The organism is Pragia fontium DSM 5563 = ATCC 49100 (assembly GCF_900112475.1).
GTDB lineage: Bacteria > Pseudomonadota > Gammaproteobacteria > Enterobacterales > Enterobacteriaceae > Pragia > Pragia fontium.
The window spans coordinates 148,583-175,076 of sequence record NZ_FOLW01000005.1; the positions used below are offsets into that span (position 1 = coordinate 148,583).

A 26,494-nucleotide genomic window follows, 5' to 3' on the forward strand; every position below is an offset into this window, starting at 1 on the left:
GAACGTGGAAGTTGCATTTTATATTTCAGCGGCGATTGCCGTTCTGGCGACGCTAAGGGTAATTACTCATACCAACCCAGTACACGCATTACTTTATTTAATCGTGTCACTGTTAGCGATCTCTGGTGTGTTTTTCTCACTGGGCGCTTACTTTGCTGCTGCGCTTGAGATTATCGTTTACGCCGGTGCCATTATGGTGCTGTTCGTCTTCGTCGTGATGATGCTTAATCTTGGCGATAAAGTGAATAATCAGGAACGTGATTGGTTAAAGCCTAGCGTATGGATTGGTCCTGCGGCACTTTGCTTGGTTCTGTTAGTTATCATATGTATTGGTATTTATAGCGCAGCCGGTCAACCTATTCACGGTGAGATGGTGGATGCTAAGCTCGTGGGTATTGCACTGTTTGGGCCTTATGTTCTGGCGGTTGAACTAGCATCGATGTTGCTTCTTGCTGGTCTTGTTGTTGCCTACCACTTAGGTCGTGAAAACAAGAGCGCTGAAGCGTCAATCAACAAGACGGAGGAACAAGCATGATCCCATTGGAACATGGTCTGATACTCGCCGCGATTTTGTTTGCGCTGGGTCTGACCGGTCTGCTGATTCGCCGTAATATGTTGTTTATGTTGATCAGCCTTGAAATCATGATTAACGCCGTAGCGTTGGCGTTTGTAGTGGCGGGTAGCTTTTGGCAACAACCGGATGGACAGGTAATGTACATTCTGGTTATCAGCCTGGCAGCGGCAGAGGCCAGTATTGGTCTTGCTTTGTTGTTACAGCTTCATCGTCGTCGTCAAACCCTGAATATAGACTCTGTCAGTGAGATGCGCGGATGAATAACCTACTATTTTTAACTATTCTGCTACCTCTGCTGGGCTTTTTGCTGTTGGCATTCTCGCGAGGTCGCTGGTCTGAGAACACCTCTGCCATTGTTGGTGTGGGTTCTATTGGCCTGGCGGCGCTAGTCACAGCGTGGATAGTATTCAATTTTGTTTCTCTGGGTGATAACGCTGCCGTTGTCGATCAGCCGCTTTGGACTTGGATGAAGGTGGGCGATTTTGATATTAGCGTAACGCTAATATTGGATAGTCTGTCAGTCACCATGTTATCCGTGGTGGTTGGTGTGGGCTTCTTTATTCACCTGTATGCGTCTTGGTATATGCGCGGTGAAGAGGGTTACTCCCGTTTCTTCGCCTACACCAACCTGTTTATCGCCAGTATGGTTATTTTGGTACTGTCTGATAACTTGCTGCTGATGTATCTGGGCTGGGAAGGGGTAGGGCTGTGCAGCTATCTGCTTATCGGTTTCTACTATACCAACCCAAGCAATGGCGCTGCGGCAATGAAAGCCTTTATCGTTACCCGAGTGGGTGACGTGTTCTTGGCAATTGGCCTGTTTATCCTGTATCACGAATTAGGTACGTTGAATATTCGTGACATGATGGAACTGGCTCCGCAGAAATTCGCAGTGGGCTCAACGGCACTGAACTGGGCAACGCTAATGTTAGTTGGCGGTGCGGTCGGTAAATCGGCTCAGTTACCGTTACAAACCTGGTTGGCGGATGCGATGGCTGGTCCAACTCCGGTATCTGCGCTGATTCACGCCGCAACCATGGTGACCGCCGGTGTTTATCTGATTGCGCGTACCAACGGTTTATTCCTGCTGACGCCTGATGTGCTGAATCTGGTCGGTGTGATTGGTGGTGTAACCCTGTTGCTGGCTGGCTTTGCTGCACTGGTACAGACTGATATCAAACGCGTACTGGCCTATTCAACCATGAGTCAACTGGGCTATATGTTCCTGGCTCTGGGCGTTCAGGCGTGGGATGCGGCAATTTTCCACCTGATGACCCATGCGTTCTTTAAAGCGCTGTTGTTCCTGTCATCCGGTTCGGTGATTTTAGCCTGTCATCATGAGCAGAATATTTTCAAGATGGGTGGATTACGTAAGAAGATTCCACTGGTCTATATCTGCTTCCTGGTAGGTGGCGCTGCGTTGTCTGCGCTGCCAATGGTGACTTCTGGCTTCTTTAGTAAGGATAAGATCCTGTTTGAAGCCTACGCATCAGGTCACTTTAATCTTATGCTGGCCGGTTTGGTTGGGGCGTTCCTGACTTCACTGTATACCTTCCGGATGATCTTTATCGTGTTCCACGGTGAAGAGAAGACTAAGGCGCATGCCGTTGGTGGTATTGCTCATAGTTTACCGCTGGTGGTTCTGCTGGTGTTGTCTACTGCGATTGGTGCCTTTGTCGCGCTACCGTTGAACGGTGTGTTACCCGTTCATGAGTGGCCGGAGCAGGGCAAACTGATTCTGGAGATGGTATCCGGCGGCGTGGCCATCGTAGGTATCTTGCTGGCAGCAATGCTGTACCTTGGCAAACGTCAGCTGGTGACCAGCATTGCACAAAGTGGACCGGGCAAACTGCTCTCTACTTGGTGGTATAACGCGTGGGGCTTTGATTGGTTATATGACAAAGTATTTGTTAAACCTTATCTGGCCGTGGCCAAACTGCTGCAACGCGATCCACTGAACTCTCTGATGAATCTGACCGCGATGTTTGTTCGCTTATGCAATCGTACGCTGGTCGTCAGTGAGAATGGTCTGTTGCGCTGGTATGCCGCGTCAATAGGTTTGGGTGCAGTGGTCGTATTGGCTCTGTTGTTGTTGGTTTAACTGAATAACTTAGACGCGAAAAATTTAACGTTTTCTAATAAAGTTTATTCAAATAAAGGACATAAAACGCCATGCTACTACCTTGGCTAATACTTTTACCCTTTATCGGCGGTTTCCTTTGCTGGCCGAGTGAGCGCCTGGGCAAAGCAGTGCCTCGCTGGGTTGCGCTGATAACGATGGGGTTAACGTTGGTTCTTTCCCTGTATTTGTGGATGGACAGCGGATTTACCGTGACCTCTCCACAGAATCTGTGGTTAGCTGAACCTTTCCGTATCAACTGGATCCCAAGCCTTGGCATTCAGATCCATCTGGCATTAGATGGACTGTCATTGCTGATGGTTGTTTTGACGGCTTTTCTGGGCTTGCTGGCTATCGTCTGTTCATGGACAGAAGGTCAGCGTTCTCAAGGGTTCTTCCACTTAAACCTGCTGTGGATTCTTGGCGGGGTTATGGGCGTGTTCCTGGCGGTGGATCTGTTCCTGTTCTTCTTCTTCTGGGAGATGATGCTGGTTCCGATGTACTTCCTGATTGCCCTGTGGGGTCATAAAGGATCCGACGGTAAAACCCGTATCGGTGCCGCGACCAAATTCTTTATTTATGCTCAGGCCAGTAGCCTGTTCATGCTGATTGCCATCATTGGTTTGGTGTTTGTTCACTTTAAAGCCACTGGCGTTATGACCTTCAACTATGAAGATTTGCTGAACACGCCAATGTCTTATGAAGTGCAGTATCTGTTGATGTTGGGTTTCTTTATCGCTTTTGCGATGAAAATGCCGGTTGTACCGTTACACGGTTGGCTACCGGATGCCCATAGTCAGGCACCAACTGCGGGTTCCGTTGACTTAGCCGGTCTGCTGTTGAAAACCGCGGCATATGGTTTACTGCGCTTCAGCCTACCGTTTTTCCCGGAAGCTTCTCAGGCATTTGCGCCAATAGCAATGTGGCTGGGCGTACTGGGTATTTTCTACGGTGCGTGGATGGCATTTGTTCAGACCGATATTAAGCGTCTGATTGCCTACACCAGTATTTCCCATATGGGCTTCGTGATGATCGCTATTTATAGCGGCAGCGTGTTGGCTTATCAAGGCGCAGTGGTGCAGATGATTGCCCACGGCCTGTCAGCTGCTGGCCTGTTTATCATCAGCGGTCAGTTATATGAGCGCCTGCATACTCGTGATATGCGTGAAATGGGTGGCTTGTGGAAACGCATCCGTTATTTACCTGCACTGTCGCTGTTCTTCGCGGTTGCCACTTTAGGTATGCCAGGAACCGGTAACTTTGTTGGTGAATTTATGATTCTGTTTGGTAGCTATCCTGTAGTTCCGGTTATTACAGTTGTGGCAACCTTTGGTCTGGTATTCGCATCAGTTTACTCACTGGTTATGATGCAGCGTGCTTACTACGGTGCACCAAAATCCGATAAGCCCATTGCTGGTATGAACGCACGAGAATTGTCGATGGTTCTGCTGCTGGTGGTATTGCTGGTACTGTTAGGCGTTTACCCTCAGCCGGTTCTGGATACGTCACATTCAGCGGTTAGCACCATTTCTCAATGGTATAACGCTGCGGCTTCCGTATCTCCAGACATGTCTATAGGAAAGTAAATCGCCATGACACTAACTGCACAACATATGCTTGCTCTGTTACCGCTGTTAATCGTTGGATTGACCGTGGTCGTTGTGATGCTATCCATTGCGTGGCGACGCGATCACTTCATTAATGCAACTATTGCGGTTATCGGCCTCAACGTTGCGCTGCTTTCGCTGTTCATTGTTGGACAGCAACCGGCAATGGATGTGACGCCGCTATTAAGAGTCGATGGATTTGCCATCTTCTTTACTGCTCTGGTCCTGCTGGCCAGTCTGGCTACCTGTACTTTTGCCTACCCATGGTTGAGTGGTTACCCAGATAATAAAGAAGAGTTTTATCTACTGGTGCTGATTGCGACATTGGGTGGCGTGGTATTAGCTAGCGCCAACCATCTGGCATCGCTGTTTATCGGTATCGAACTGCTTTCACTGCCGTTGTTTGGTCTGGTGGGCTATGCCTATCGCCAGCGTCGTTCTTTGGAAGCGGCCATTAAGTACATGGTTCTGTCCGCTGCTGCATCGTCTTTCCTGCTGTTTGGTATGGCGCTGCTGTATGCCGGAACCGGTGGCTTGTCCTTCGCTGACCTTGGTCGGGCGATGGGCGATCAGGCGCTGCATCAACCGCTGCTGATTATTGGCTTAGGTCTGATGTTGGTTGGTTTCGGCTTTAAGCTGTCATTAGTGCCATTCCAATTATGGACGCCAGACGTTTATCAAGGCGCGCCTGCGCCGGTATCAACTTTCCTGGCAACCGCCAGTAAAATTGCAATTTTTGGCGCGTTAGTGCGTATGTTTATGTACGCACCGGTTGCCGACAGTGAGTCCGTTCGTACTGTGCTGGCGATTATTGCCTTCTGTTCAATTTTATTTGGCAACATTCTGGCTATCACCCAAAGCAACATTAAACGCATGCTGGGTTATTCATCTATTGCCCATCTTGGTTATCTGTTGGTGGCACTGATTGCTGTTCAGGGTAATCAGCTATCCATTGAAACGGTTAACGTCTATCTGGCAGGTTACCTGTTTGCCAGCTTGGGTGCCTTTGGTGTAGTTAGCCTGATGTCCAGTCCGTATACTGGCCCTGATGCTGAGTCGCTGTTCTCTTACCGCGGTCTGTTCTGGCATAAGCCGATTCTGTCTGCGGTATTAACCGTGATGATGCTTTCTTTGGCCGGTGTGCCGATGACATTAGGCTTTATTGGTAAGTTCTACATTATCGCCATTGGTGTCAGCGCCGATCTGTGGTGGTTAACTGCCACTGTGGTGGTAGGTAGTGCGATTGGCTTGTACTACTACCTGCGCGTTATGGTCAGTCTGTATCTGGACGCACCTCAGGAATTGCGCCGTGATACGCCAAGCAATTGGGCATTAACGGCCGGTGGTGTCGTGGTGCTATTGTCTGCGCTGGCGGTGGTGTTCTTCGGTCTGTATCCGGAGCCATTGATTGCGTTAGCCAAATACGCATTGCCAATGTAATTCTGGTTGATTTTCAGATAATAAAATACCGGCCAATATGGCCGGTATTTTATATTGTGGACAAATTTTTTATTAAGTGTGGTGAACGTTCCGGCGGTAAAAAACAAGCATGAATATGATCATCGTGCGTAGTCGGAAAATCACCAATACTTAGTCGTGGAGTGCGACAGGCCTGGATTTCCTACGCCCCCCCACGGACACCGCCGTCAGGAATGGCGTTGAACAACATGAAGTGTTGGCCCGAAGGGCAGGTTATAGGATGTAGCCTGTAAATCGCCCCTGTCGTTTGGCAATTAATACCTTTCTTCATCAATTTGATAATATCGCTCGATGTGGGCAGGTGTTTTTTTATCTGATTTTCGACGAAATCCGCCGTATAATCCGTTTCTTTAGTTTTATGTCCCGAGAGGTTGTAGTGAAGCAAATGTCTGAACTGGTAAAGCTGCTGCATCAGCGCCTGCAAGAGGCTGCTCGCCCGCAACCAGGAAGGGAACGTATTTCGGTTCCTTTAACGCTTCAACAACGCTCTTCATTACTGCCTTGGCTGGCAGCACAACCGATTTTTCCTCAGTTCTACTGGCGTCAGCGTGACGATAAAGAAGAGGCCGCAGTATGCGGTGAAGTGGTGCGATTTAATGATGCCGCTTCAGCCCGTCAATTTCTGATTAGCAATGACGTTGGCAACATGCGTATCTGGGGGCTGAATACCTTTGATCAGGTTGAAGCGCCATCGGCGGATAGGCCAAAAAGCGCGTTATTTCTACCGCGTATTGAGATGCTACGCGATGCCGACGGTGCTCGTTTGGTGGTGAATCTCTACAGTGAAACATCGCTGGCGGATGATGTTGCTCTTGCACAGCAAAGCCTGAAGTTATTAACCGCCGGTGAGCCATTGGCTCCTCTTAATGTAAAAATTAATGCGGTTCACCATCAACCTGAAAAGCAGGGATGGTGTGATTTATTGGATCAGGCACTGGAAGCCATTAGCCAAGGTCAGTTTGAGAAAGTGGTATTAGCTCGCCAGTCCACACTTTCCCTCAATGCGCCCTTGAATCCTGCGGCGTTTCTGAACGCCAGTGCTGCGGTCAATCATCACTGTTTCCATTTTATGATGCGTATGGATCGCGAAACCGCCTTTCTGGGCTCGTCTCCAGAATGTTTGTTCTTACGCATGGGGCGTAGTTTGACAACGGAAGCGCTGGCGGGAACCGTGGCGAGTTCGCCGGATAATCAGGAAGCCAAGCGATTGGGCGATTGGCTGATGCGGGACAAGAAGAACCAGCATGAGAACTTGCTGGTAGTCGATGATATTTGTCAGCGCTTGCAGGGCGGTATTTTGGTTATTGATGTATTGCCTGCGGAGATCGTGCGTTTGCGTAAGGTTCAACATCTACGTCGCTGCATTCATGCTGATTTGGCCAAGATCGATGATGCTGATAGCTTACAGCGCTTACAGCCAACCGCAGCGGTTGCAGGACTACCTCGCGAACCGGCCCGTCAGTTTATTCTGCAGTTTGAGCCTTTTACTCGCGGCTGGTATGCCGGTTCAGCCGGGTATCTTTCTTTAAATCAGACTGAGTTTGCGGTTTCTCTGCGTTCTGCGCTGATAGAGGGTAACAATATTCACCTGTATGCTGGGGCGGGTATCGTTGCAGAGTCGGATCCACAGCAAGAATGGCTGGAGATAGAGAATAAAGCGGCTGGGCTTAGAACGTTGTTGGAGAGAGAAGGGGAGTAATTGTCCGATCTCTGTTCCCGTTAAATGTTAATTGTGGAGAACAACATGAATCTGTCCTGTTTAGAGCTACGCATCCCACCTCCGATCATTTTTATGATCTCCCTATTATTAATTGCTTTATTGAACTGGCTGTTGCCCGTCAATTTCCCTCAAACAACCTTGTTAATGGCACTTTGTGGTGTAAGTTTTCTGGCTTCTGGCCTGATTGGCTTAATCAGCTTGAGGGCTTTTATACGTGTGAAGACCACGGTTAATCCGATTAAAGTGCAATCAGCCAGTACTCTGGTAGTGAATGGGCTATATGCTTTTTCCCGCAATCCGATGTATTTAGCGTTAGCTTTACTGTTGTTGAGCGTCTGTCTGTATTTGGCTAATCCATGGACAGTGCTGAGCGTGTTGTTTTTTGTGCTGTTTATTACGCGCTTTCAGATTATTCCTGAAGAGAAAGCCCTGATGGAAGTGTTTGGTGAGCGTTATCAGGCTTACCGTAAGCGAGTTCGGCGCTGGTTGTGATCTGATATTTTTTCCCTGATTCATCTATTTGTCATATTCCCAGAGTAAAAAACAACGCATTCTGTGAATCACATCAAAATCTACGCGAGTAGATTTGATATATCTACGCGAGTAGATAAACTTTACAGAATGGTGGACGGATCCATTCTATTTTTTTCAGTGTTGGTGTTTATCAGAACCGCACGGTTTAACCAAGTGATCGCCGGGAAAACCGGTAATTAATCTGTATTAATGCAGGGGATCGTTAATGACAATAATAAATCATTCTGAGTCAGCCACTCAGGCACCAACAGAAATGCTGGCTGCCGACGAAAGGCTATCGACACAGGAAGGGCGCAAGGATTTCTGGCGAGCCACATTCTCATGTTGGCTTGGTACAACCATGGAATATGCTGACTTTGCTTTGTATGGTCTGGCGGCGGGTATTATTTTTGGTGATGTATTCTTCCCGAATGCCACGCCGGTAGTGGCGTTGATTTCCAGCTTCGCAACCTATTCAGTTGGCTTTGTTGCCCGGCCGATTGGCGCATTGTTTTTTGGCTGGTTAGGGGATCGCAAAGGCCGGAAGACGGTCATGGTGATAACCATTACCCTGATGGGGGCTTCAACCACCTTAATCGGTTTAATTCCAAGCTATGCGGCTATTGGCCTATGGGCGCCAGCCTGTCTGGCTCTGTTGCGCTTTATGCAAGGTTTGGGGGCTGGTGCTGAATTATCCGGCGGTGCGGTGATGCTAGGGGAATATGCGCCAGCTGAGAAGCGCGGTTTGGTTTCCTCGATTATTGCGCTGGGATCAAACAGTGGGACATTGCTGGCGTCATTGGTCTGGCTGATTGTGCTACAGATGGATAAGCAAACCCTGTTGGATTGGGGATGGCGAATTCCGTTCCTTTCCAGCATTCTGATTGCTGCGGTAGCGCTATTTATTCGTCGTAATATGCGTGAAACCCCAGTATTTGAACGCCAAAAAGAACTGCTGGAGCAACAGCGCCGTCAGGCGTTGGAAGAAGGGCGTAAGCATATTGAAGAGAAAGATACCCGTAGCTTCTGGAAACGTACCAAAGCGTTCTGGATTATGGTGGGTTTACGTATCGGTGAGAATGGCCCTTCTTATCTGGCACAAGGCTTTATTATTGGTTATGTCGCCAAAGTATTGATGGTGGATAAATCGGTACCAACCATGGCGGTATTTATTGCTTCGCTGCTTGGTTTCTTGATTATCCCACTGGCGGGCTGGTTATCTGACCGTTTCGGTCGTCGTATTACCTATCGTTGGTTCTGTATTCTGTTGGTGCTGTATGCATTCCCGGCCTTTATGCTGTTAGAAACTCGTGAGCCTATTATTGTTATCGGCACCATTATTGTCGGTATGGGCTTGGCATCGTTAGGTATCTTTGGCGTACAGGCAGCATGGGGCGTTGAACTGTTTGGCGTGACCAATCGCTATACCAAGATGGCAGTAGCTAAAGAGCTGGGTTCCATTATGTCTGGCGGTACGGCTCCGTTGATTGCTTCTGCTATGTTGTCGTATACCGGTCACTGGTGGCCTATTGCGGCTTACTTTATGTTTATGGCCGGTATTGGTCTGGTAACGACGTTCTTTGCGCCAGAAACGCGCGGACGCGATCTCAATTTGCCGGACGACGCAATTTAACACAATGAGTACCGATTAATACCCGGTAAAATGGTATGTTACTGCCTGAACCGGGTATTTTCGTCAGTAGGGCGTTTTACCCTATATAACCGTTTGATAATCCAGTATTCGTGATACTTATTGGGTAGATTAAGTGAGTCATTCAGTGTTGAATCAACATCCTCGCCGGGTTACGCGTTCTGATGTGGCGCGTGAAGCAGGAACATCGGTTGCTGTCGTCAGCTATGTGATGAATAACGGGCCGCGCCCGGTTGCAGAGGCAACCCGGCAACGCGTGTTGGCTGCGATTAAAAAAACCGGTTACCGCCCGAATGGGATTGCGCGGGCGTTAGCTTCCGGAACAACACGCACCTATGGTTTGGTGGTACCCAATATTTCTAACCCGTTTATCTCTTCTATGGCTCATGCACTGCAACAAGAAGCGTTTAAGCATGGGCAGGTGTTGTTATTGGGAGATGCCGGTGACGATCGCCAACGAGAATTGGAACTAATAAATAACCTGTTACTTCGACAGGTTGATGGCTTGCTGTATACCAGCGTTGACCGTCACCCTTACATTGAATTGATTCAGGCCAGCGGTACACCATTTGTTATGTTGGATCGGGTTGATCCCGAGATGAACGTTAGTTCTATTCGGGTAGATGAAAAAGCGGCGGCGTTTCAGGCTACCTCTCATTTGATTGAACATGGTTATCAAGATATTGCCATTATTTGTGGTCCACGGGATATGCTAAACACTCAGGATCGCATTAGCGGCTGGCGTGAAGCATTACAACATGCAGGCTTAACCGTTAGAGAAGAATGGATCTTCGCGACTACCTATACCCGTGAAGGGGGGTATCAGGCAGCGCAGCAGATGCTGAAAGGAACGTTACCCAGAGCACTGTTTACGACCAATGAACTACAGGCGCTAGGCTGCTTACGGGCGCTATCGGAACAAAGGATTTCGGTTCCTGATGAACTGGCATTGGTATGTTTTAACGGGACGGATGAGTCACAGTTTAATGTGCCCTCATTAACCACCGTGCGCCAACCCGTTAGTAAAATGGCGAAAGCGGCCATTGAAATGTTGAAAAACTGGAATAATTCTCCTGACTTACGTGAGTTTGCTTTTGATTTGCAGATTGGTGAATCTTGTGGGTGTTCGCCAGTAGTTCCGGCACACTCCGTTAAACTGAAAAGATAAATATATGCGTTTAATTATTGATTGCGATCCGGGAAATGGCGTAGCTGGTGCCAATGTTGATGATGGTCTGGCGTTAGCATTAGCCATTGCTGCACCAGATATTTCTTTAGAGTTGATTACGACGGTGGCGGGTAATACCGCCAGCACGGTGGGGTTTTCCGTTGCCCGCTCGATGGTGGAACGTTTAGGGTTAGATATTCCCGTGCGGCGTGGGGCGTCTCAAGCGCTGGTGGAGCCAGCCGCACCGTGGCGGGACAGGCTCGATCATGGTGCTGAACGCAGCGGTCTGATTGACTTATGGCGTGGCGTACCCGCACCCAGTATTGCACCTTATGAAGCGCCAGCGGCAGCGCACGCTATTGGTGAGCTGATCTGCAATAATCCGGGAGAGATTACGCTGGTGGCGATCGGGCCACTGACTAATATCGCTCATGCGATACAGCTTTATCCAGAGATGGTTAATGCGGTGGCTGAAATTGTGATTATGGGCGGCGTATTTAACGTAGAGGGTTATATCAAAGATACCAATTTTGGTATTGATCCTGAAGCGGCGCACGTGGTGTTGACCAGTGGAGCTAATATTACCCTGGTGCCGATGGATGCGACGGTTCAAACACAGATGTTACATCAGGATCTCGATCGGATTGCTGAGATCAATACACCGCTGAGTGAGTTTCTGGTTGAAACCATACGCCCGTGGATTGATTATTCTATCCAAACCCGTAAGTTACCCGGTTGTTGGATTCATGATGTTTTGGTGGTGGCTTGGTTATTGGATCATAGTGTCGCGACGACAGTGACTCGATACGTGGATGTTGCGTTGGAGGGGGTATTGACTCGCGGGACGACCTGGCAGCGTGATCCGCATAATCTTCGTTTAGATGTGGGGATTGCGCTACCGCAAGGCAAACCGGTTACCGTATTGAAAAACGTAGATAATCAAAAATTATTGTCAATTATTCATCATAATCTGAATATTTATCGTTAATTGTCCATAATAGGCATAGGACGTTATCATCTGCGTCTTATGTCTCTATTTTATTTGAATTTCAAACAGGTGGTCGATCTCATTTAATCAGTAAGGGTTGTTTTCCTGACATTGAATAACAGGATATTGTTATGCTGACTTTGCTTCATTTACTTTCTTCGGTGGCCCTGCTGGTTTGGGGGACGCATATTGTGCGTACTGGCGTTATGCGGGTATTTGGCTCGGATCTGCGTCGGGTGCTGAGTGCCAGCATCCAGAAGAAGGGCAGAGCATTTGTTGCTGGCGTTGGCGTAACGGCACTGGTGCAGAGCAGTAACGCGACAGCGTTGCTGGTGATTTCTTTTGTTGCTCAGGGGTTGATCGGGTTGTCCCCAGCGCTGGTGATTTTGTTGGGTGCCGATGTGGGGACTGCGCTGATGGCGCGGGTATTAACCTTTGACCTGTCCTGGCTCTCGCCGTTATTAATACTGTTTGGGGTAATCACCTTTCTCAGCCAGAAGAAAAATCGTATTGGTCAGGTTGGTCGTGCCTGTATCGGTTTGGGATTGATAATACTGGCCCTGCAATTGATCGTGGTATCCGCTGAACCGATCACTCAGGCCAGCGCGGTGCGCGAAGTGTTTTCATCGCTGGCGGGAGATGCCGTTCTGGCTTTGCTGATTGGTGCGTTGTTTGCGATGATCAGCTATTCCAGTCTGGCGGCGGTCTTGTTGACGGCAACGCTGGCAGCAACCGGATTGGTTCCCTTAAATATTGCGCTGTGTATCGTGATTGGCTCTAATCTTGGCAGTGGATTTTTGGCCATGCTGAGTAGCCGAGGTCAAGGTGCCATATCTCGCCGTTTAGTTCTGGGTAGTTTGCTGTTCAAAATTATCGGCTGTATTTTGGTGGTGCCGTGGATTGGTCTGTTTACTCAGTGGCTTCGTCAGTACTCACTTCCACCGGCGGAAGTGGTGATTTATTTTCATGTCATTTACAACCTGTTGCGCTGTTTGCTGATGCTGCCTTTAGTGGAGCCGATGGCCAGACTAACGACGCGTCTCATCTCAGAAGACCCGACGCTGACCAGTCAATTAACCCCACGTTATCTGGATACTGCGGCTTTGGATACGCCATCATTGGCGCTAGCTAATGCGGTACGAGAAACGCTGAGGTTAGGGGATGTCATTGAACAAATGCTGTTAGGGTTTAATGAAGTATTGCAGGGAAACCAGCAGCATAAACGGGAAGTGGCACACCTGAAAGATGAAAGCGATATGCTATATGGGGCAATTAAGCTCTATCTGGCACGCCTTCCTCAGGATGGGCTCAGTGATGTGGACTCCCGTCGCTGGGCAGAGATTATTGAGACCACTGTAAATCTAGAGCAGGCCGGTGAAATTATTGACCGTATGACGTCAGAAATGGCTTCTAAGTCGCTGAGTAAAAATCGTTCTTTCTCCATCAAGGGCATTGAGGAACTGAATACATTGCATGTGCGTCTGGTGAAAAATCTGGATTTGGCCATGTCTGTGTTCCTGTCCGGTGATATTGATAATGCTAAGCGCTTACGTCGAGCTAAGCACCGTTTTCGATTAGTGAATCAGCGTTATGCACTGGCGCACGTCGATCGTCTTCATCAGCAAAATGTACAGAGCATGGAAACCAGCTCATTGCATATGGGACTGTTGGCGGATATGCGCAGGCTGAATTCTTTATTCTGTGCCGTAGCCTATTATGTGCTGGAAGTTCAGGAAGACGACAGGGATTCAAACGAGAATGAATAGTCACTAACTTACTGATGTATAAGATTTGTCAGGCAGGGTAAAGGTTTGTCGTTGCCGTTGATTCCTGACCAAACTCTGGCTAATTTGTGGGAAATATCGGATTAGATAAAACGTCTGTCAGTTAAGGGAATCGCTATGAACGTTAATTATCCTACCCCCTACGAAGTGGGTGATGTGGTTTTTACCTGTATTGGTAATGTACTGTTTCGCCAGATTTCAGCCGCCTCTGCCTGCTGGAGTAATCATGTTGGTGTGATTATCGGTCATGATGGGAACGATTATATCGTGGCAGAAAGCCGAGTGCCGCTGTCGCAAACCACCACGTTAACTAAATTTGTTGCCCGTTCTGTTGACGGTCGTTATGGCGTCCGTCGCTTGCAGGGCGGGTTATCCGAACAGCAAAAACAGGCCTTGGTGGAAGAAGTGCCGCCTCGTTTGAACGTGCTCTATCACACCGGGTTTAACTATGAGTCATCCCGCCAGTTTTGTTCCAAATTTGTTTTCGATATTTATCGCCATGCCTTAGCCATATCGGTAGGGAAACTTGAAACTTTTGACCAACTGCTCAGTAGTAATCCTGAGGCGAAGTTACAATTCTGGCACTTTTGGTTTTTAGGTTCGATTCCCTGGAACAGAAAGACCGTTACACCAGCCAGTTTGTGGTTTTATCCATCATTAGTACCGGTATATAACAGTCATCCAAATGCGGGCGAAACGGAGCCTGATTGGTATTATCATTAATTCGGATTCTATGGACAGGAGACTATCCGCCTTGGATAAATACAATCAGGCCTCTGCCGATAAGATTATGCTATTTGTCAAAAATGAAGTGAGCCAGTTTGTTAACGCTCATCCGGGAGAGGTGTTCTCCGCTTTTGCTTTTGACTGCCATATCCGAGAAGGCGTCGAGCTGAATTTATGTCTGACCACTCATAGTCATCTGAATGATATCCTGCATTACTACCAAACGGGCGCCCGTAGAGCCTACTACCAGTCTGATGAGGGCATTTTAAGCCTGAAATACAATACCGGTGACTGGCAGTATCAGTGCTTTAGCAGTATGAACTGCGTTGAAGACCCTGATTATTCCTATTTTGAGATTAATGAAGAACAAAAATACCAATATTGGTTGAGCCTGTTGGCGCAGCTTATGATTGAGTTTCTACAAACGCCAGAATATGAGGCGATCCCAAAATATCAGGATTTTAAAGTACTGGTCTACGATCATGATGAAGAGCCGGAAAACAGCGAGGTGCGGCTAAGTGCGCTGCTGGATTCTCCCGTTGTTCGGTTGAATTAAAGGGCTATCCTCACGATACCAACTGTTATCAACGGAAAATAAATGTGTCTGATTGTTACCTAAACCGTTTTATTTCACTTATTGATAACTTAGCGATGGCTGTAACGATAAAATATGGTTTATCAATATCGATAGATTGACTTAAAAATCAATACGTTTTACTCGTAACCCTTTTCATCCTGTTGGTTTTATTGTCGCTCATGGGGTGTTGGTGTAAGATATGTGTCAATTATGAATTCTATTCCTTAGCAAAATCAATCGATTAAGCTGAGTTTCGGTGAGTTCCCCATGTCGATAAGTGTGTTTAACCGCCGTTGGGCGGCAGTACTATTGGAAACATTGACCCGTCACGGGGTTCAACATGTTTGTATTGCTCCGGGGTCTCGCTCTACCTCTCTGACGCTGGAAGCAGCGGCTAATTCTAAAATAATTTGTCATACCCACTTTGATGAACGCGGTTTGGGTCATTTAGCGCTGGGTATTGCTAAAGTTACACAGGCGCCGGTAGCGGTGATTGTGACCTCCGGTACCGCGGTGGCTAATCTTTATCCGGCACTGATTGAAGCCGGATTAACTGGAGAAAAGCTGGTGCTGTTAACGGCAGATCGACCGCCAGAACTGATTGACTGCGGTGCTAATCAGGCGATTTATCAGCAAGAAATTTTTTCCCATCATTTAACTCAATCGGTTTCGTTACCTCGTCCAACGCCGGATATTTCGGCGGCTTGGCTGACGTCTACCGTCGATCGGGCTATGGGCGAACTCAAGCAAGGGGCTTTACATATTAATTGCCCGTTTGCCGAACCGTTGTACGGTGGAGAGACATCAGCCTATGCTGAATGGTCAGATACGCTGGGTGACTGGTGGCAAAGCGATAAACCGTGGTTAATCACCGGCGCAGAATATACGCTGGCTAAGCAGCCCGATTGGGGAAACTGGCAGCAGCGCCGTGGCGTTGTTGTGGCGGCGAGAATGAGCGCGGAGCAGGGGCGTCAGGTGGCGCAATGGGCTCAGACTTTAGGCTGGCCACTATTAGGGGATGTACTGTCCAGCTCAGGACAACCGTTACCCTGCGCCGATTTATGGCTAAATAATCCTAAAGCCCAGGCGCTATTAGCACAGGCTGAAATTGTGGTGCAGTTTGGCGCCAGCCTGACGGGCAAACGTATGTTGCAGTGGCAGGCTAATTGCCAGCCGCAGGAATATTGGTTAATTGATAATTTTAGTGGTCGCTTGGATCCGGCAAACCATCGTGGAAGGCGTTTGGTGGCGGATATCTCGGCTTGGTTGCAGTTGCACCCCGCGAAGCAGAATTTACCATGGGCTCCTGAACTGGAATCAATCGCGAATACCGCCAAAGCGTATGTAGAGAAGCAATTGGCTGATAAATTTGGTGAAGCCCAGATGGCCAGCCGATTGGAACGTTTACTGCCTGAAGACGGTATCTTCTGGGCTGGAAATAGCTTAATTGTTCGATTAATTGATGCGCTGGGGCAGCTTCCCGCAGGCTATCCGGTTTACAGTAATCGGGGCGCCAGTGGAATTGATGGCCTACTGTCTACCGCGGCTGGCGTTCAGCGCGCGGTCGATAAACCTATGCTGGCGGTGATAGGCGATATTTCTGCGTTGTATGACCTGAACTCATTGGCTTTAATAAGCCAATGTACGGCGCCAACCGTGCTGGTAGTGGTGAACAATGATGGTGGTTCTATTTTCTCCCTGTTACCCACGCCGCAAGCAGAACGAGAACGTTTCTACCGTATGCCGCATGGTGTGAATTTTAAACATGCCGCCGCCATGTTTGGTTTAAACTATGCCAGCCCACAAAACTGGGATGAACTGCAAGCGGCGGTTAAACAATGCTGGCAGCAAGGTGGCATACTCCTGTTGGAATTACAGGTTGCGCCCCATGACGGAGCACAAACGTTGAGCCAAATGGTTCAAGACGCGGCTCAGTTTTGATGTTGGCGGCGAAGTGTTATCCAGCAGAGGGAGCTGATAAGTGTCAGCCTTGGTTGGTATTTATTCACGGTTTGTTAGGTGATGGTCAGGACTGGCAAGAGGTGTTACCTCACATCAGCGGTTGGTCCTGTATGACAATTGATTTACCGGGGCACGGTGGCTCGAAGCCGGTTGCGGTAGAGAACTTTGAACAAATGAGCGGCCAACTAAGGGAAACCTTGCTGGCTCATGACATTCAACGTTATATACTTATTGGCTATTCATTAGGTGGACGCTGTGCCATGTATCATGGTTGTTTTTCCGCTGATGATGGTTTAGCGGGGTTGGTGATTGAAGGAGGAAATCCCGGATTAATCAATCAACAACAGCGGGATGAGCGTCAGGCACATGACCAGCTCTGGGCGGATAAATTTCGTCACCATCCGTTACCTGACGTATTGGACCAATGGTATCGCCAGCCGGTATTTGCCAGCTTAAATGAAGAGGCTCGCCAACGGTTGATTTTACGCCGTGGTACCAATAGCAGTGCAGGGGTGGCAAAGATGCTGGAGTCAACGTCTCTGGGTCAACAGCCTTGGTTGACGGAACGGCTTAGTCAGTTAGTAACACAACGGAATTTACCTTTTTGTTATTTATGTGGTGAACAGGATGCAAAGTTTCAACAGATTGCGCTGGAGAACCATTTTCCGCTGCGTATCGTTGCTGCTGCGGGCCACAATGCACACGTTGCTAACCCGAAGGGGTTTGCCGATCAATTGATTAATTTTTTGAAGGAATGCTAACTATGCTTTATCCAAGTGAACAGGAACTATACGCACCGATTGAATGGCAGGACTGCTCTGAAGGTTTTCAGGACATTCGTTACCATAAGTCTGCTGACGGCATCGCTAAAATTACCATTAACCGTCCTGAGGTGCGTAATGCATTTCGTCCGTTGACGGTGAAAGAGATGATTCAGGCGCTGGCAGATGCCCGTTATGACGATCAGATTGGTACCATTATTCTCACTGGTGAAGGTGAAAAAGCATTCTGCTCCGGCGGAGACCAGAAAATTCGCGGGGACTACGGCGGTTATAAAGATGACAGCGGTACACATCACTTGAACGTGCTGGATTTCCAGCGCCAGATCCGTACCTGTCCTAAGCCTATTGTAGCTGCGGTTGCTGGTTACTCTATCGGCGGTGGCCATGTATTGCATATGATGTGTGACCTGACCATTGCCGCAGAAAACGCAATTTTTGGCCAAACCGGTCCTAAGGTTGGATCGTTTGACGGTGGCTGGGGTGCTTCCTACATGGCACGTATTGTTGGTCAGAAGAAAGCCCGTGAAATTTGGTTCCTGTGCCGTCAGTATAATGCTCAGGAAGCGTTGGATATGGGATTAGTTAACACCGTGGTACCGGTTGCCGATCTGGAAAAAGAGACTATTCGCTGGTGTCGTGAAATGTTAAGAAACAGCCCGATGGCGCTGCGTTGTTTGAAAGCTGCGCTGAACGCTGACTGTGACGGTCAGGCCGGTCTACAGGAATTGGCGGGTAATGCCACGATGTTGTTCTATATGACTGATGAAGGTCAGGAAGGACGCAATGCGTTTAATGAAAAACGCCAGCCAGACTTCACTAAATTTAAGCGTAATCCATAATGCGTAAGGTTGAACTTTACCGCTTTAGCCTGCCGATGGAGGCAGGGGTGATTCTACGTCATCAGCGGCTGAAAACGCGCGATGGACTTCTGGTTTGTCTGACGGAAAACGGTAAGCAGGGCTGGGGAGAAATCTCCCCACTGCCGGAGTTTTCTGAAGAGACGTTGGATGAAGCGGAGGCCTCAACGCTAGGATGGCTACATAGCTGGGTTAACGGTGAGCAGGCATTTGAGAGTGCGTTACCATCGGTGGCGTTTGGTTTAAGCTGTGCCATGGCGGAACTGAATGGTTTTTTACCGCAAAAGGCTGATTATCGTAAAGCTCCTTTGTGTAACGGCGATCCTGATGAACTGTTTGCCGCATTAGGCAGTATGCCTGGGGAAAAAGTCGCTAAGGTCAAAGTCGGTCTATATGAAGCGGTACGCGACGGTATGATTGTCAATTTGCTGCTGGAAGCGATTCCCGATTTGAAGCTGCGTTTGGATGCTAATCGTAGCTGGACTCGAGCTAAAGCAGACGGTTTCGCCAAATACGTGCAGCCAGAGTTTCGTAGCCGCATTCAGTTTCTGGAAGAGCCGTGTAAAACTCGCGATGAATCTCGTGAGTTTGCCCGCGATACCGGTATTGCCATTGCCTGGGATGAAAGCGTGCGCGAAGCAGATTTCATGGTAGAGGCTGAGTCCGGGTTGGCGGCAATCGTGATTAAACCAACGCTGGTGGGGAGTATTCAGCATTGCCAGATGCTGGTACAGCAAGCGCATCAAGCGGGATTAATGGCGGTTATCAGCTCTTCTATTGAAAGCAGCCTTGGTCTGACCCAGTTAGCTCGAATGGCGGCTTGGTTGACTCCGGATACCATTCCTGGATTAGATACGCTGTCTTTGATGAAATCTCAGCTGGTACGTCCTTGGCCGGAGAGTGAGTTACCGGTGCTGGATGTGGATTCGCTGGACGTGGTATGGCGTCGTTAGATTGTCCTGAGTTTGATGACTGGCCGTGGCAACAATGGGCAAAACAGCGCCCTGATGCCACGGCGCTAATCAGAGAACAACGTTCAGTTAGCTGGCAGCAGCTGGCTGATGAATTAAATGCCCTCAGCGCTGTTTTCTATCGCGATGGCGTAAGAAAGGGAAATGGCGTTGCTCTGAGAGGGAAAAATAGTCCTGAACTGCTCTTAGCCTATTTAGCGCTACTTCAGTTAGGGGCGCGAGTTTTACCGCTAAATCCTCAACTGCCCATATCATTACAAATTCAACTGCTACCCATGCTGAATATCGATTATGGCTGGTGTGCTCAGCAAGGCAGTTGGCCCCCCGGTGTTAAACCACTGTCCGAATTTTGCTGGGAAAATATTCCTGAGTCAGATGCTATTGCTACCGCGTCTTGGTCTGATCAACCGGCGTTAACCATGACATTGACGTCCGGCTCCAGTGGATTACCAAAAGCGGCGGTACATACGCCACAGATTCACTTAGCCAATGCTCATGGATTATTGCAGCGTATGCAGTTTGAAGCAGGAGACAGTTGGCTGCTATCGTTGCCGCTGTTTCATGTGTCGGGGCAGGGTGTGTTATGGCGCTGGCTATTAAAAGGGGCAATCTTGGTTCAACGCCATATGCATCCTTTATCAGCGGCGTTGAGCGGCTGTACTCATGCTTCTTTGGTGCCCACTCAATTGTGGCGCCTGCTTGAACATGATGCTAATAGTCTGTCGTTAAAACAGGTTCTACTGGGTGGTGCGGCAATTCCCGTTGAGTTAACCGAGCGTGCTCAACAGGCAGGTATTGGTTGTTGGTGTGGTTATGGCATGACCGAAATGGCATCGACGACCTGCGCTAAACCGGCCGATGAAACATCTGGCGTAGGCTTGCCATTGCCGGGCCGAGAGCTGCGTATTGTTGAGCATGAGATTTGGTTACGCGGCAGTGGTCAAGCGTTAGGTTATTGGTTGAACGGCGATATTCGCCCATTGTGTGATGAGCAAGGTTGGTTTCATACTCGCGATCGTGGTGAGATAAGAGACGGTGAGTTGTATATTGTAGGTCGTCTGGATAACCTGTTCTTCAGTGCCGGAGAGGGGATTCAGCCGGAAGATATTGAGCGGGTGCTGGTTGGTCATCCATTGATCGAGCAAGCATTTGTAGTGCCCGTTGCGAGCCAAGAGTTTGGCCAACGCCCGGTTGCGGTGATTGATGCTTTGCCCGGATTGGAACTCGATAAACTCGCGGATTGGTTAGAGGGCAAAGTTGCCAGTTTTCAAAAGCCCGATTTTTATTACCTTTTACCCGAAAACTTGAAGTCTGGCGGCATTAAAATTTCACGTCAGGCGTTAAAAGAATGGGTAACCGGATTACCTCAGCATAAATAACGGCAAAGCCATTGTTGATTAGCCCACAATGGCTTTGCTGATTAATGGTTATTCTGCCACTTAACTTCCCGCCATCCTCTGACACTATTAATAAAAGCGATTTTCTCCGCTTTATTCAGCATTTCTTTTGGTAATACCGCTTCGCTAATTTTTCCCGCCAGCAATAGAGACTCACGTTCGGTACCTGCCAGTAAACCACAGGAAAGCGCTGGCGTTAGCCATTGACCATCAATCAATAATGCCACATTGCCGTTTACGAACTCTGTGATTTCATCGTGCTGGTTATACAGTAAAAACTCATGTTGTAGCGTAGCCGATGGGTAGAATTCGCGGCGAGTGGTCTTATGATAGAGCAGACGATTATGGCTATTGATGGGCTCTGCTGCCCAGCTTGCGCTCAGAACCTCGGTTAATGGTTGGATCTGTTCACCGGTTAGCGTGAGGTCGCCTGTTTTATTAAGCAGCAGTCGTACTTTCCAACTTCCCTTGGTTCGGGTTGATGAAAAATCTTTAAGCTGTTGGGTAATGGCTTGATGATGATAGTTAAAGCTAAAGTAACGGGCAGAGGCGGCCAGACGTTTTAGGTGCAGTTCCAGCAAGTGATATTGCCCATCCCGCAGTAACAGGCTTTCTAATAATTGTTGAGGCAGGGTAATACCACGCAGTATTTGCGCTTTATTTAATACTTCCTGATATTCATTTTCCGCCGTTGAATCCCAGGTAATTCCTCCCCCAACGCCATAGCTGGCTTTGGCTGTTTGGCTATCAAATACCACGGTACGAATGGGTACACTAAACAGCGCTTCTCGCTGTGGCGTAATATAACCAATCGCGCCACAATAAACTTCCCGTGCCTGAGGTTCCAACTGTGAAATCAGCTTCATGGTGCTGGCTTTAGGGGCTCCGGTAATAGAACCACAGGGAAAGAGCGCCCGTAGAATATCGGTTAATTGAGTTTCCGGTTTGGTTTGAGCCGTAATGGTTGAGGTCATCTGCCAGACGGTAGGATATTGCTCCACATCGAACAAGGAAGGAACTTTCACCGTGCCGGGAATGGCCACCTGGCTCATATCATTTCGCAGCAAATCAACGATCATCACGTTTTCCGCCCGATCTTTGACCGAGTTCGCCAGCATTTGCTGATGCAATAAATCGTTGTCTGAACTGGTGCCTCTTTCCGCGGTTCCTTTCATTGGTTTCGCGGTCAGGGTTCCTTGCCGCCAGTGAAAAAACAGTTCTGGTGAGGCGGAAAGAATTTTAAACCGACCGATATCCAGATAGGCCGCATAGTTGGCCTGCTGAGCATTAAGCAGATAACGATAAAACTCATAGCTGGCGTTATCACTGGCATCGGTAATATCGGCAGTCAACCGAATAGTGTAGTTGGTCTGGTAGGTGTTGCCCGCTTCTATTTCTGATTTGATACGGGTAATAGCCTGACGATATTCATCTACGCTGGTGAGCGGCTGCCATGGACTTAAGCTATTGGGAGGAAACTCGTTCGGGGAGTCGGAACAGTCTGTTTCTGGTTTAGTATAAATACCAAACCACAATAGCGGCATATTTCCCTGCGGTGGGGTTTGATAGTAGGGCTGAAATGCCGAGGCGGCTTCATAGGCAAGATAACCAGCGGCATAAAATCCATCGGCAACGGCTTGCTCTACCTGAGCCAGTTTTTCGATAACTTCATCAACTTTTGAGGTTTGGATAATCTTCTCAGGATGATGAAAAAATAGAGGCTGCTGATGAAAATCGAAGCGTAGTGTCATATCAGGCAATCTCATGGGTATAAGTGGTTAAAAATTGTTTTAGTAGCTGCAAACCGCACTCGGTCAGTATTGCTTCCGGATGAAACTGCACCCCTTCCAACGGCCATTGATGATGGCGAATCGCCATGATAATCCCGTCATCGGTAGCCGCTGAAATAGTGAACTTATCGGATAGCGAGGAAGGATCAATCATCAGTGAATGATAGCGTGTGACCTGAAGCGGATTAGGCAAGTTATGAAATAGGGTCTGATTATCGTGTTTTATTTGTTCAGTTTTGCCATGAACCGGTGCCGGTGACTTAATTATTTTTGCGCCAAAAGCCTGAGCAATAGCTTGATGACCAAGGCAAACGCCTAACATAGGGATTTTGCCAGCAAACTGTCGAATGGCAGCTAATGTGATTCCGGCATTTTCTGGCGTGCCGGGGCCGGGAGAGATAATGATGGCAGCCGGATTCATCGTCGCAATTTGTGGTAGCGAGAGCTGGTCATTTTTGATGATTTCGACCTGAGCACCAGATTGACAAAGATAGTCGTACAGGTTGTAGCTAAAGGAATCGTAGTTATCAATCAGTAGAATCATAAGAAGATCGGCGGTAGCAAACGGCGCATTATGGTCAATGGATTAAGGTGGCTATTCTAACCAAAGCAAAGGGAATAGGAAGACCGAAAAGTGCCCGTTGATGATTAATCAACGGGCACAGGGCTAATACATGGTGATTACTTCATGTTTTTCAGCGCGTTCGCTACACCGTTACCATAGTCAGGGTGGACTTTGGTAAACAGAGCAATTTGGCGCTGCTGAATTTCTGATGGAACCTCACACAGTTCACCGGCGATACGCTTGAACATGCGCTGATGTTCTTCGGCACTTAACAGGTTGAACAGTGCACGAGGCTGGCTGAAGTAATCATCATCCTGAGTCCAATGGTCGGCTGCGCCTTCGAGACTCAATGGTGGCTCGCTGAAGTCAGGCTGTTCTTTAAATAAGCCAAAGCTGTTTGGCTCATAGGTTGCGGTGTTACCGCTGTTGCCGTCAACGCGCATCGCGCCATCGCGATGGTAGTTATGGAACGGGCAACGTGGCGCATTCACCGGAATCTGATGGTGATTGACGCCTAAACGGTAACGGTGGGCATCGCCATAGGAGAACAGACGACCTTGTAGCATCTTATCCGGCGAGAAACTGACACCCGGAACGATGTTTGCCGGATTCATGGCAACTTGCTCAACTTCGGCGAAGTAGTTGTCCGGATTCCGGTTTAGCTCCATAACGCCCACTTCAATTAATGGTGCATCTTTATGTAACCAGACTTTAGTCAGGTCAAATGGACTGTAAGAGAGTTTACCGATATCTTTTTCAGCAATGACCTGAACAAACAGCTTCCAGCGCGGGAAGTTACCTTCTTTGATGGCGTTATATAGATCGCGCTGTGAGCTTTCACGGTCTTTACCAATCAGCAGTTCGGCTTCATCGTCCATCAGGTTTTCGATACCCTGTTGACAGCGGAAGTGGAATTTCACCCAGTAGCGTTGATTATCGGCACTGATAAAGCTAAACGTATGGCTACCGAAGCCGTGCATATGACGGTAGGATTTTGGTAATCCACGATCGCTGAAATCAATCGTTAATTGGTGGAGAGATTCAGGTAGCTGAGAGAAGAAATCCCATTTGTAGGTTGGATTGCGTAGGTTAGTGTGTGGATCGCGCTTCACCACGTGGTTGAGGTCGGGGAATTTCAGTGGATCGCGTAAATAGAATACCGGGGTATCGTTACCCACCAGATCCCAGTTGCCTTCTTCGGTATAGAACTTGATAGCAAAACCGCGGATATCGCGTTCGGCATCGGCGGCACCACGTTCACCAGCAACGGTAGAGAAGCGGACAAATAAATCGGTTTTTTTACCCACTTCGGAAAATATCTTGGCTCGGGTATATTTGCTGATATCGTGAGTTACGGTAAAAGTACCGTAAGCACCGGAACCTTTAGCGTGCATGCGGCGTTCAGGAATCACTTCCCGGTCAAAGTGTGCCAATTTCTCCAGAAACCAAATATCCTGTAATAACATTGGGCCATTGGGGCCTGCGGTTATTACGTTATTATTGTCTACTACGGGTACACCGGCTGTCGTCGTTAATTTCTTATCACTCATCACTTTCTCCTGTTAAACATCGGACAAATATTTGTCGTACCACGGTAAAACTGTCAGAGACTATCGTTGGAAATCTCTACTATTAGTATGGTTATTCGTCAGGGATAGCTAATTGTTACTGCCTATTGTCACTATCAGTGTAGTCAATCTGGTGAATATTAAGCCTATTGATTGGGGGGGTAACGCCTTTAATACCAAGGGAGTTACGTAACATTAGCTTAGAATCGTAAGTATCATTTTGATGTGGTATAAGTTGATTCTAAAGTAAATTCAGGGGAAACATTATGTTTCAAGTGCTATTAAATAATATTGATGATTTTTTTAAAAATGAATTTAAAGATCGACTGGCACAAAAAATTGCTTACCAAACAGAAAGCCAGAAAATAGGCAGTAATTCGGCTATTGATAGTTATCTGGATGAGGTGATTGCTCCAGAGTTAACCTCGATGGGATTTACCCTACAGAAAGTTGATAATCCTATTGTGGAAGGCCGCCCTTTATTGATTGCTGAACGAATAGAAGATGCGGCATTACCAACCGTACTTTGTTATGGACATGGCGATGTGGTTTGGGGTGACGCGGAAAATTGGCGAGCAGGATTATCCCCTTGGCAGCTGGTTGAAGAGGAGGAACGCTGGTATGGGCGGGGAAGCGCCGATAATAAGGGACAGCATGCAATTAATCTATCAGCGTTACAACAGGTCTATCATGCCCGCCAACAGCGGCTAGGCTTTAACTGCAAAATTCTGTTTGAAATGGGTGAGGAGATATCATCCCCAGGTTTAGCAGAAATTGCTCAGCGCTATAAAGAACAACTTAAGGCAGACGTTTTTATTGCTTCTGACGGCCCTCGCCTGAATAAACAGCGACCAACGTTATTTTTGGGCTCCCGAGGATGCGTAAATTTTTCTTTATCAATTCATGCCAGACAGCAGGCTTATCACTCGGGTAATTGGGGCGGATTACTGACGAATCCGGGGACTCAGTTAGCCAACGCCATTGCGTCATTGGTTAGCGCCAGTGGCGCCATTTTAGTTGAAGGACTCAAGCCACCGGCGATAAGCCAAACGGTTCGTCAGATTCTTAGTGATATTGAACCCGCAGGTCAAGAAGGCGATCCTGAAGTCAATCATGATTGGGGAGAGGCCGGGCTGACGGCGGCGGAAAAGCTTTTTGCCTGGAACAGTTTAGAAGTGTTGGCTTATACCACCGGTAACCCCCAAGCCCCGATGAATGCGATTCCCGCACGAGCTCAGGCTACCTGTCAGTTACGCTTTGTGGTGGGTACCGACTATAAGAATATTGCTCAATACCTGCGACAGCATTTAGACCAGCATGGTTTCACCATGGTCGATGTAGAAATTGGTGGCATGACTCCGGCCACCCGTTTTGACCCAGCCGATCCATTGGTGAACTGGACATTAGATATCATGCAGCAGGCAACCAATAAAGTACCAGCCTTGCTTCCTAATTTAGGTGGATCGTTACCGAATGATATTTTCAGTGACATATTAGGGCTTCCTACGCTCTGGATCCCTCACTCTTACCCGGCCTGTGGTCAACATGCCGTCAATGAACATATGCTAAAAAGCATCGCTTATGAAGGATTGCACATTATGGCGCGATTGTTTTGGCAACTTGGTGAGCAAGGAGAACAAATTATTAACCAGCACAAGCAATATCAAGCAACAACAGGTAAACCTAAGGGATAGTC

General features: G+C 48.2%; 22 protein-coding genes. 19 read left to right on the forward strand and 3 right to left on the reverse strand.

The genetic code is table 11. The features are described 5' to 3' along the window. The first annotated feature begins 4 nt into the window (after nt 1-4). The 18 genes from nuoJ to menE all read left to right on the forward strand — a co-directional run bounded on the left by nuoJ (nt 5) and on the right by menE (nt 20,857). A complete protein-coding gene (gene nuoJ / locus BMZ28_RS09460) occupies nt 5-535 on the forward strand; it encodes an NADH-quinone oxidoreductase subunit J (RefSeq protein WP_074822680.1) in 531 nt (176 codons plus the stop codon). Next, nucleotides 532-834: an NADH-quinone oxidoreductase subunit NuoK gene (gene nuoK, locus BMZ28_RS09465; RefSeq protein WP_047781461.1), complete on the forward strand. Its 303-nt coding sequence runs from the start codon at nt 532-534 to the stop codon at nt 832-834. Before nuoJ ends, nuoK begins: the two co-directional genes overlap by 4 nt. After that, a complete protein-coding gene (nuoL, locus tag BMZ28_RS09470; protein WP_074822682.1) occupies nt 831-2,675 on the forward strand; it encodes an NADH-quinone oxidoreductase subunit L in 1,845 nt (614 codons plus the stop codon). The genes nuoK and nuoL overlap by 4 nt, the downstream gene beginning before the upstream one ends. Before the next feature lie 71 nt (nt 2,676-2,746). After that, a complete protein-coding gene (nuoM, locus tag BMZ28_RS09475; RefSeq protein ID WP_047781459.1) occupies nt 2,747-4,279 on the forward strand; it encodes an NADH-quinone oxidoreductase subunit M in 1,533 nt (510 codons plus the stop codon). Nucleotides 4,280-4,285: 6 nt separating this feature from the next. After that, complete coding sequence (gene nuoN / locus BMZ28_RS09480) at nt 4,286-5,740, forward strand: NADH-quinone oxidoreductase subunit NuoN (protein ID WP_047781458.1); 1,455 nt, start codon at nt 4,286-4,288, stop codon at nt 5,738-5,740. A gap of 415 nt (nt 5,741-6,155) precedes the next feature. Next, nucleotides 6,156-7,478, forward strand: a complete 1,323-nt coding sequence (gene menF / locus BMZ28_RS09485) for an isochorismate synthase MenF (protein ID WP_126467824.1) — start codon at nt 6,156-6,158, stop codon at nt 7,476-7,478. A gap of 45 nt (nt 7,479-7,523) precedes the next feature. Next, nucleotides 7,524-7,991 carry a methyltransferase family protein gene (locus tag BMZ28_RS09490; protein WP_074822684.1) on the forward strand — a complete coding sequence of 156 codons (468 nt, stop codon included), beginning with the start codon at nt 7,524-7,526 and terminating at the stop codon, nt 7,989-7,991. Nucleotides 7,992-8,238: 247 nt separating this feature from the next. Then, nucleotides 8,239-9,645 (forward strand): MFS transporter, encoded by a 1,407-nt coding sequence (locus tag BMZ28_RS09495; protein WP_047781456.1) that lies wholly within the window; start codon nt 8,239-8,241, stop codon nt 9,643-9,645. A gap of 148 nt (nt 9,646-9,793) precedes the next feature. Continuing rightward, a complete protein-coding gene (locus BMZ28_RS09500) occupies nt 9,794-10,831 on the forward strand; it encodes a LacI family DNA-binding transcriptional regulator (protein WP_082119031.1) in 1,038 nt (345 codons plus the stop codon). A gap of 4 nt (nt 10,832-10,835) precedes the next feature. Continuing rightward, nucleotides 10,836-11,819 carry a nucleoside hydrolase gene (locus BMZ28_RS09505; protein ID WP_074822687.1) on the forward strand — a complete coding sequence of 328 codons (984 nt, stop codon included), beginning with the start codon at nt 10,836-10,838 and terminating at the stop codon, nt 11,817-11,819. Between the two features lie 131 nt (nt 11,820-11,950). Then, nucleotides 11,951-13,585, forward strand: coding sequence for a Na/Pi cotransporter family protein (locus BMZ28_RS09510; RefSeq protein WP_074822690.1), 1,635 nt, complete (start codon nt 11,951-11,953; stop codon nt 13,583-13,585). A gap of 135 nt (nt 13,586-13,720) precedes the next feature. Beyond that, entirely contained in the window at nt 13,721-14,326 is a 606-nt protein-coding gene (locus tag BMZ28_RS09515; RefSeq protein ID WP_047781453.1) for a YebB family permuted papain-like enzyme, read from the forward strand. A gap of 31 nt (nt 14,327-14,357) precedes the next feature. After that, nucleotides 14,358-14,885, forward strand: a complete 528-nt coding sequence (locus tag BMZ28_RS09520; RefSeq protein WP_053007624.1) for a DUF4303 domain-containing protein — start codon at nt 14,358-14,360, stop codon at nt 14,883-14,885. Between the two features lie 288 nt (nt 14,886-15,173). Then, the gene (gene menD / locus BMZ28_RS09525) at nt 15,174-16,847 is read left to right on the forward strand and encodes a 2-succinyl-5-enolpyruvyl-6-hydroxy-3-cyclohexene-1-carboxylic-acid synthase (RefSeq protein WP_074822693.1); all 1,674 of its coding nucleotides are present in this window, start codon (nt 15,174-15,176) and stop codon (nt 16,845-16,847) included. Beyond that, nucleotides 16,847-17,629 (forward strand): 2-succinyl-6-hydroxy-2,4-cyclohexadiene-1-carboxylate synthase, encoded by a 783-nt coding sequence (gene menH / locus BMZ28_RS09530; protein ID WP_074822696.1) that lies wholly within the window; start codon nt 16,847-16,849, stop codon nt 17,627-17,629. The genes menD and menH overlap by 1 nt, the downstream gene beginning before the upstream one ends. A 2-nt stretch (nt 17,630-17,631) precedes the next feature. Continuing rightward, nucleotides 17,632-18,489 (forward strand): 1,4-dihydroxy-2-naphthoyl-CoA synthase, encoded by an 858-nt coding sequence (gene menB / locus BMZ28_RS09535; protein WP_047781450.1) that lies wholly within the window; start codon nt 17,632-17,634, stop codon nt 18,487-18,489. After that, complete coding sequence (gene menC, locus BMZ28_RS09540; protein ID WP_047781449.1) at nt 18,489-19,460, forward strand: o-succinylbenzoate synthase; 972 nt, start codon at nt 18,489-18,491, stop codon at nt 19,458-19,460. Before menB ends, menC begins: the two co-directional genes overlap by 1 nt. Beyond that, complete coding sequence (menE, locus tag BMZ28_RS09545; protein ID WP_074822699.1) at nt 19,448-20,857, forward strand: o-succinylbenzoate--CoA ligase; 1,410 nt, start codon at nt 19,448-19,450, stop codon at nt 20,855-20,857. Before menC ends, menE begins: the two co-directional genes overlap by 13 nt. A gap of 41 nt (nt 20,858-20,898) precedes the next feature. Here the strand turns inward: menE and pabB are convergent, their stop codons facing one another. From pabB to BMZ28_RS09560, 3 genes are all read right to left on the reverse strand, one after another. Further along, on the reverse strand, nt 20,899-22,626 hold the full coding sequence (pabB, locus tag BMZ28_RS09550) for an aminodeoxychorismate synthase component I (RefSeq protein ID WP_211201779.1): 1,728 nt from the start codon (nt 22,624-22,626) through the stop codon (nt 20,899-20,901). 1 nt (nt 22,627) lies between these two features. Next, a complete protein-coding gene (locus BMZ28_RS09555; protein ID WP_074822704.1) occupies nt 22,628-23,209 on the reverse strand; it encodes an anthranilate synthase component II in 582 nt (193 codons plus the stop codon). 137 nt (nt 23,210-23,346) lie between these two features. Beyond that, nucleotides 23,347-24,780: a catalase gene (locus tag BMZ28_RS09560; RefSeq protein WP_074822707.1), complete on the reverse strand. Its 1,434-nt coding sequence runs from the start codon at nt 24,778-24,780 to the stop codon at nt 23,347-23,349. Between the two features lie 284 nt (nt 24,781-25,064). Here BMZ28_RS09560 and BMZ28_RS09565 point away from each other — a divergent pair, with 284 nt between their 5' ends. Then, the gene (locus BMZ28_RS09565; protein WP_047781444.1) at nt 25,065-26,492 is read left to right on the forward strand and encodes a M20 family metallopeptidase; all 1,428 of its coding nucleotides are present in this window, start codon (nt 25,065-25,067) and stop codon (nt 26,490-26,492) included. Nucleotides 26,493-26,494 lie beyond the last annotated feature (2 nt).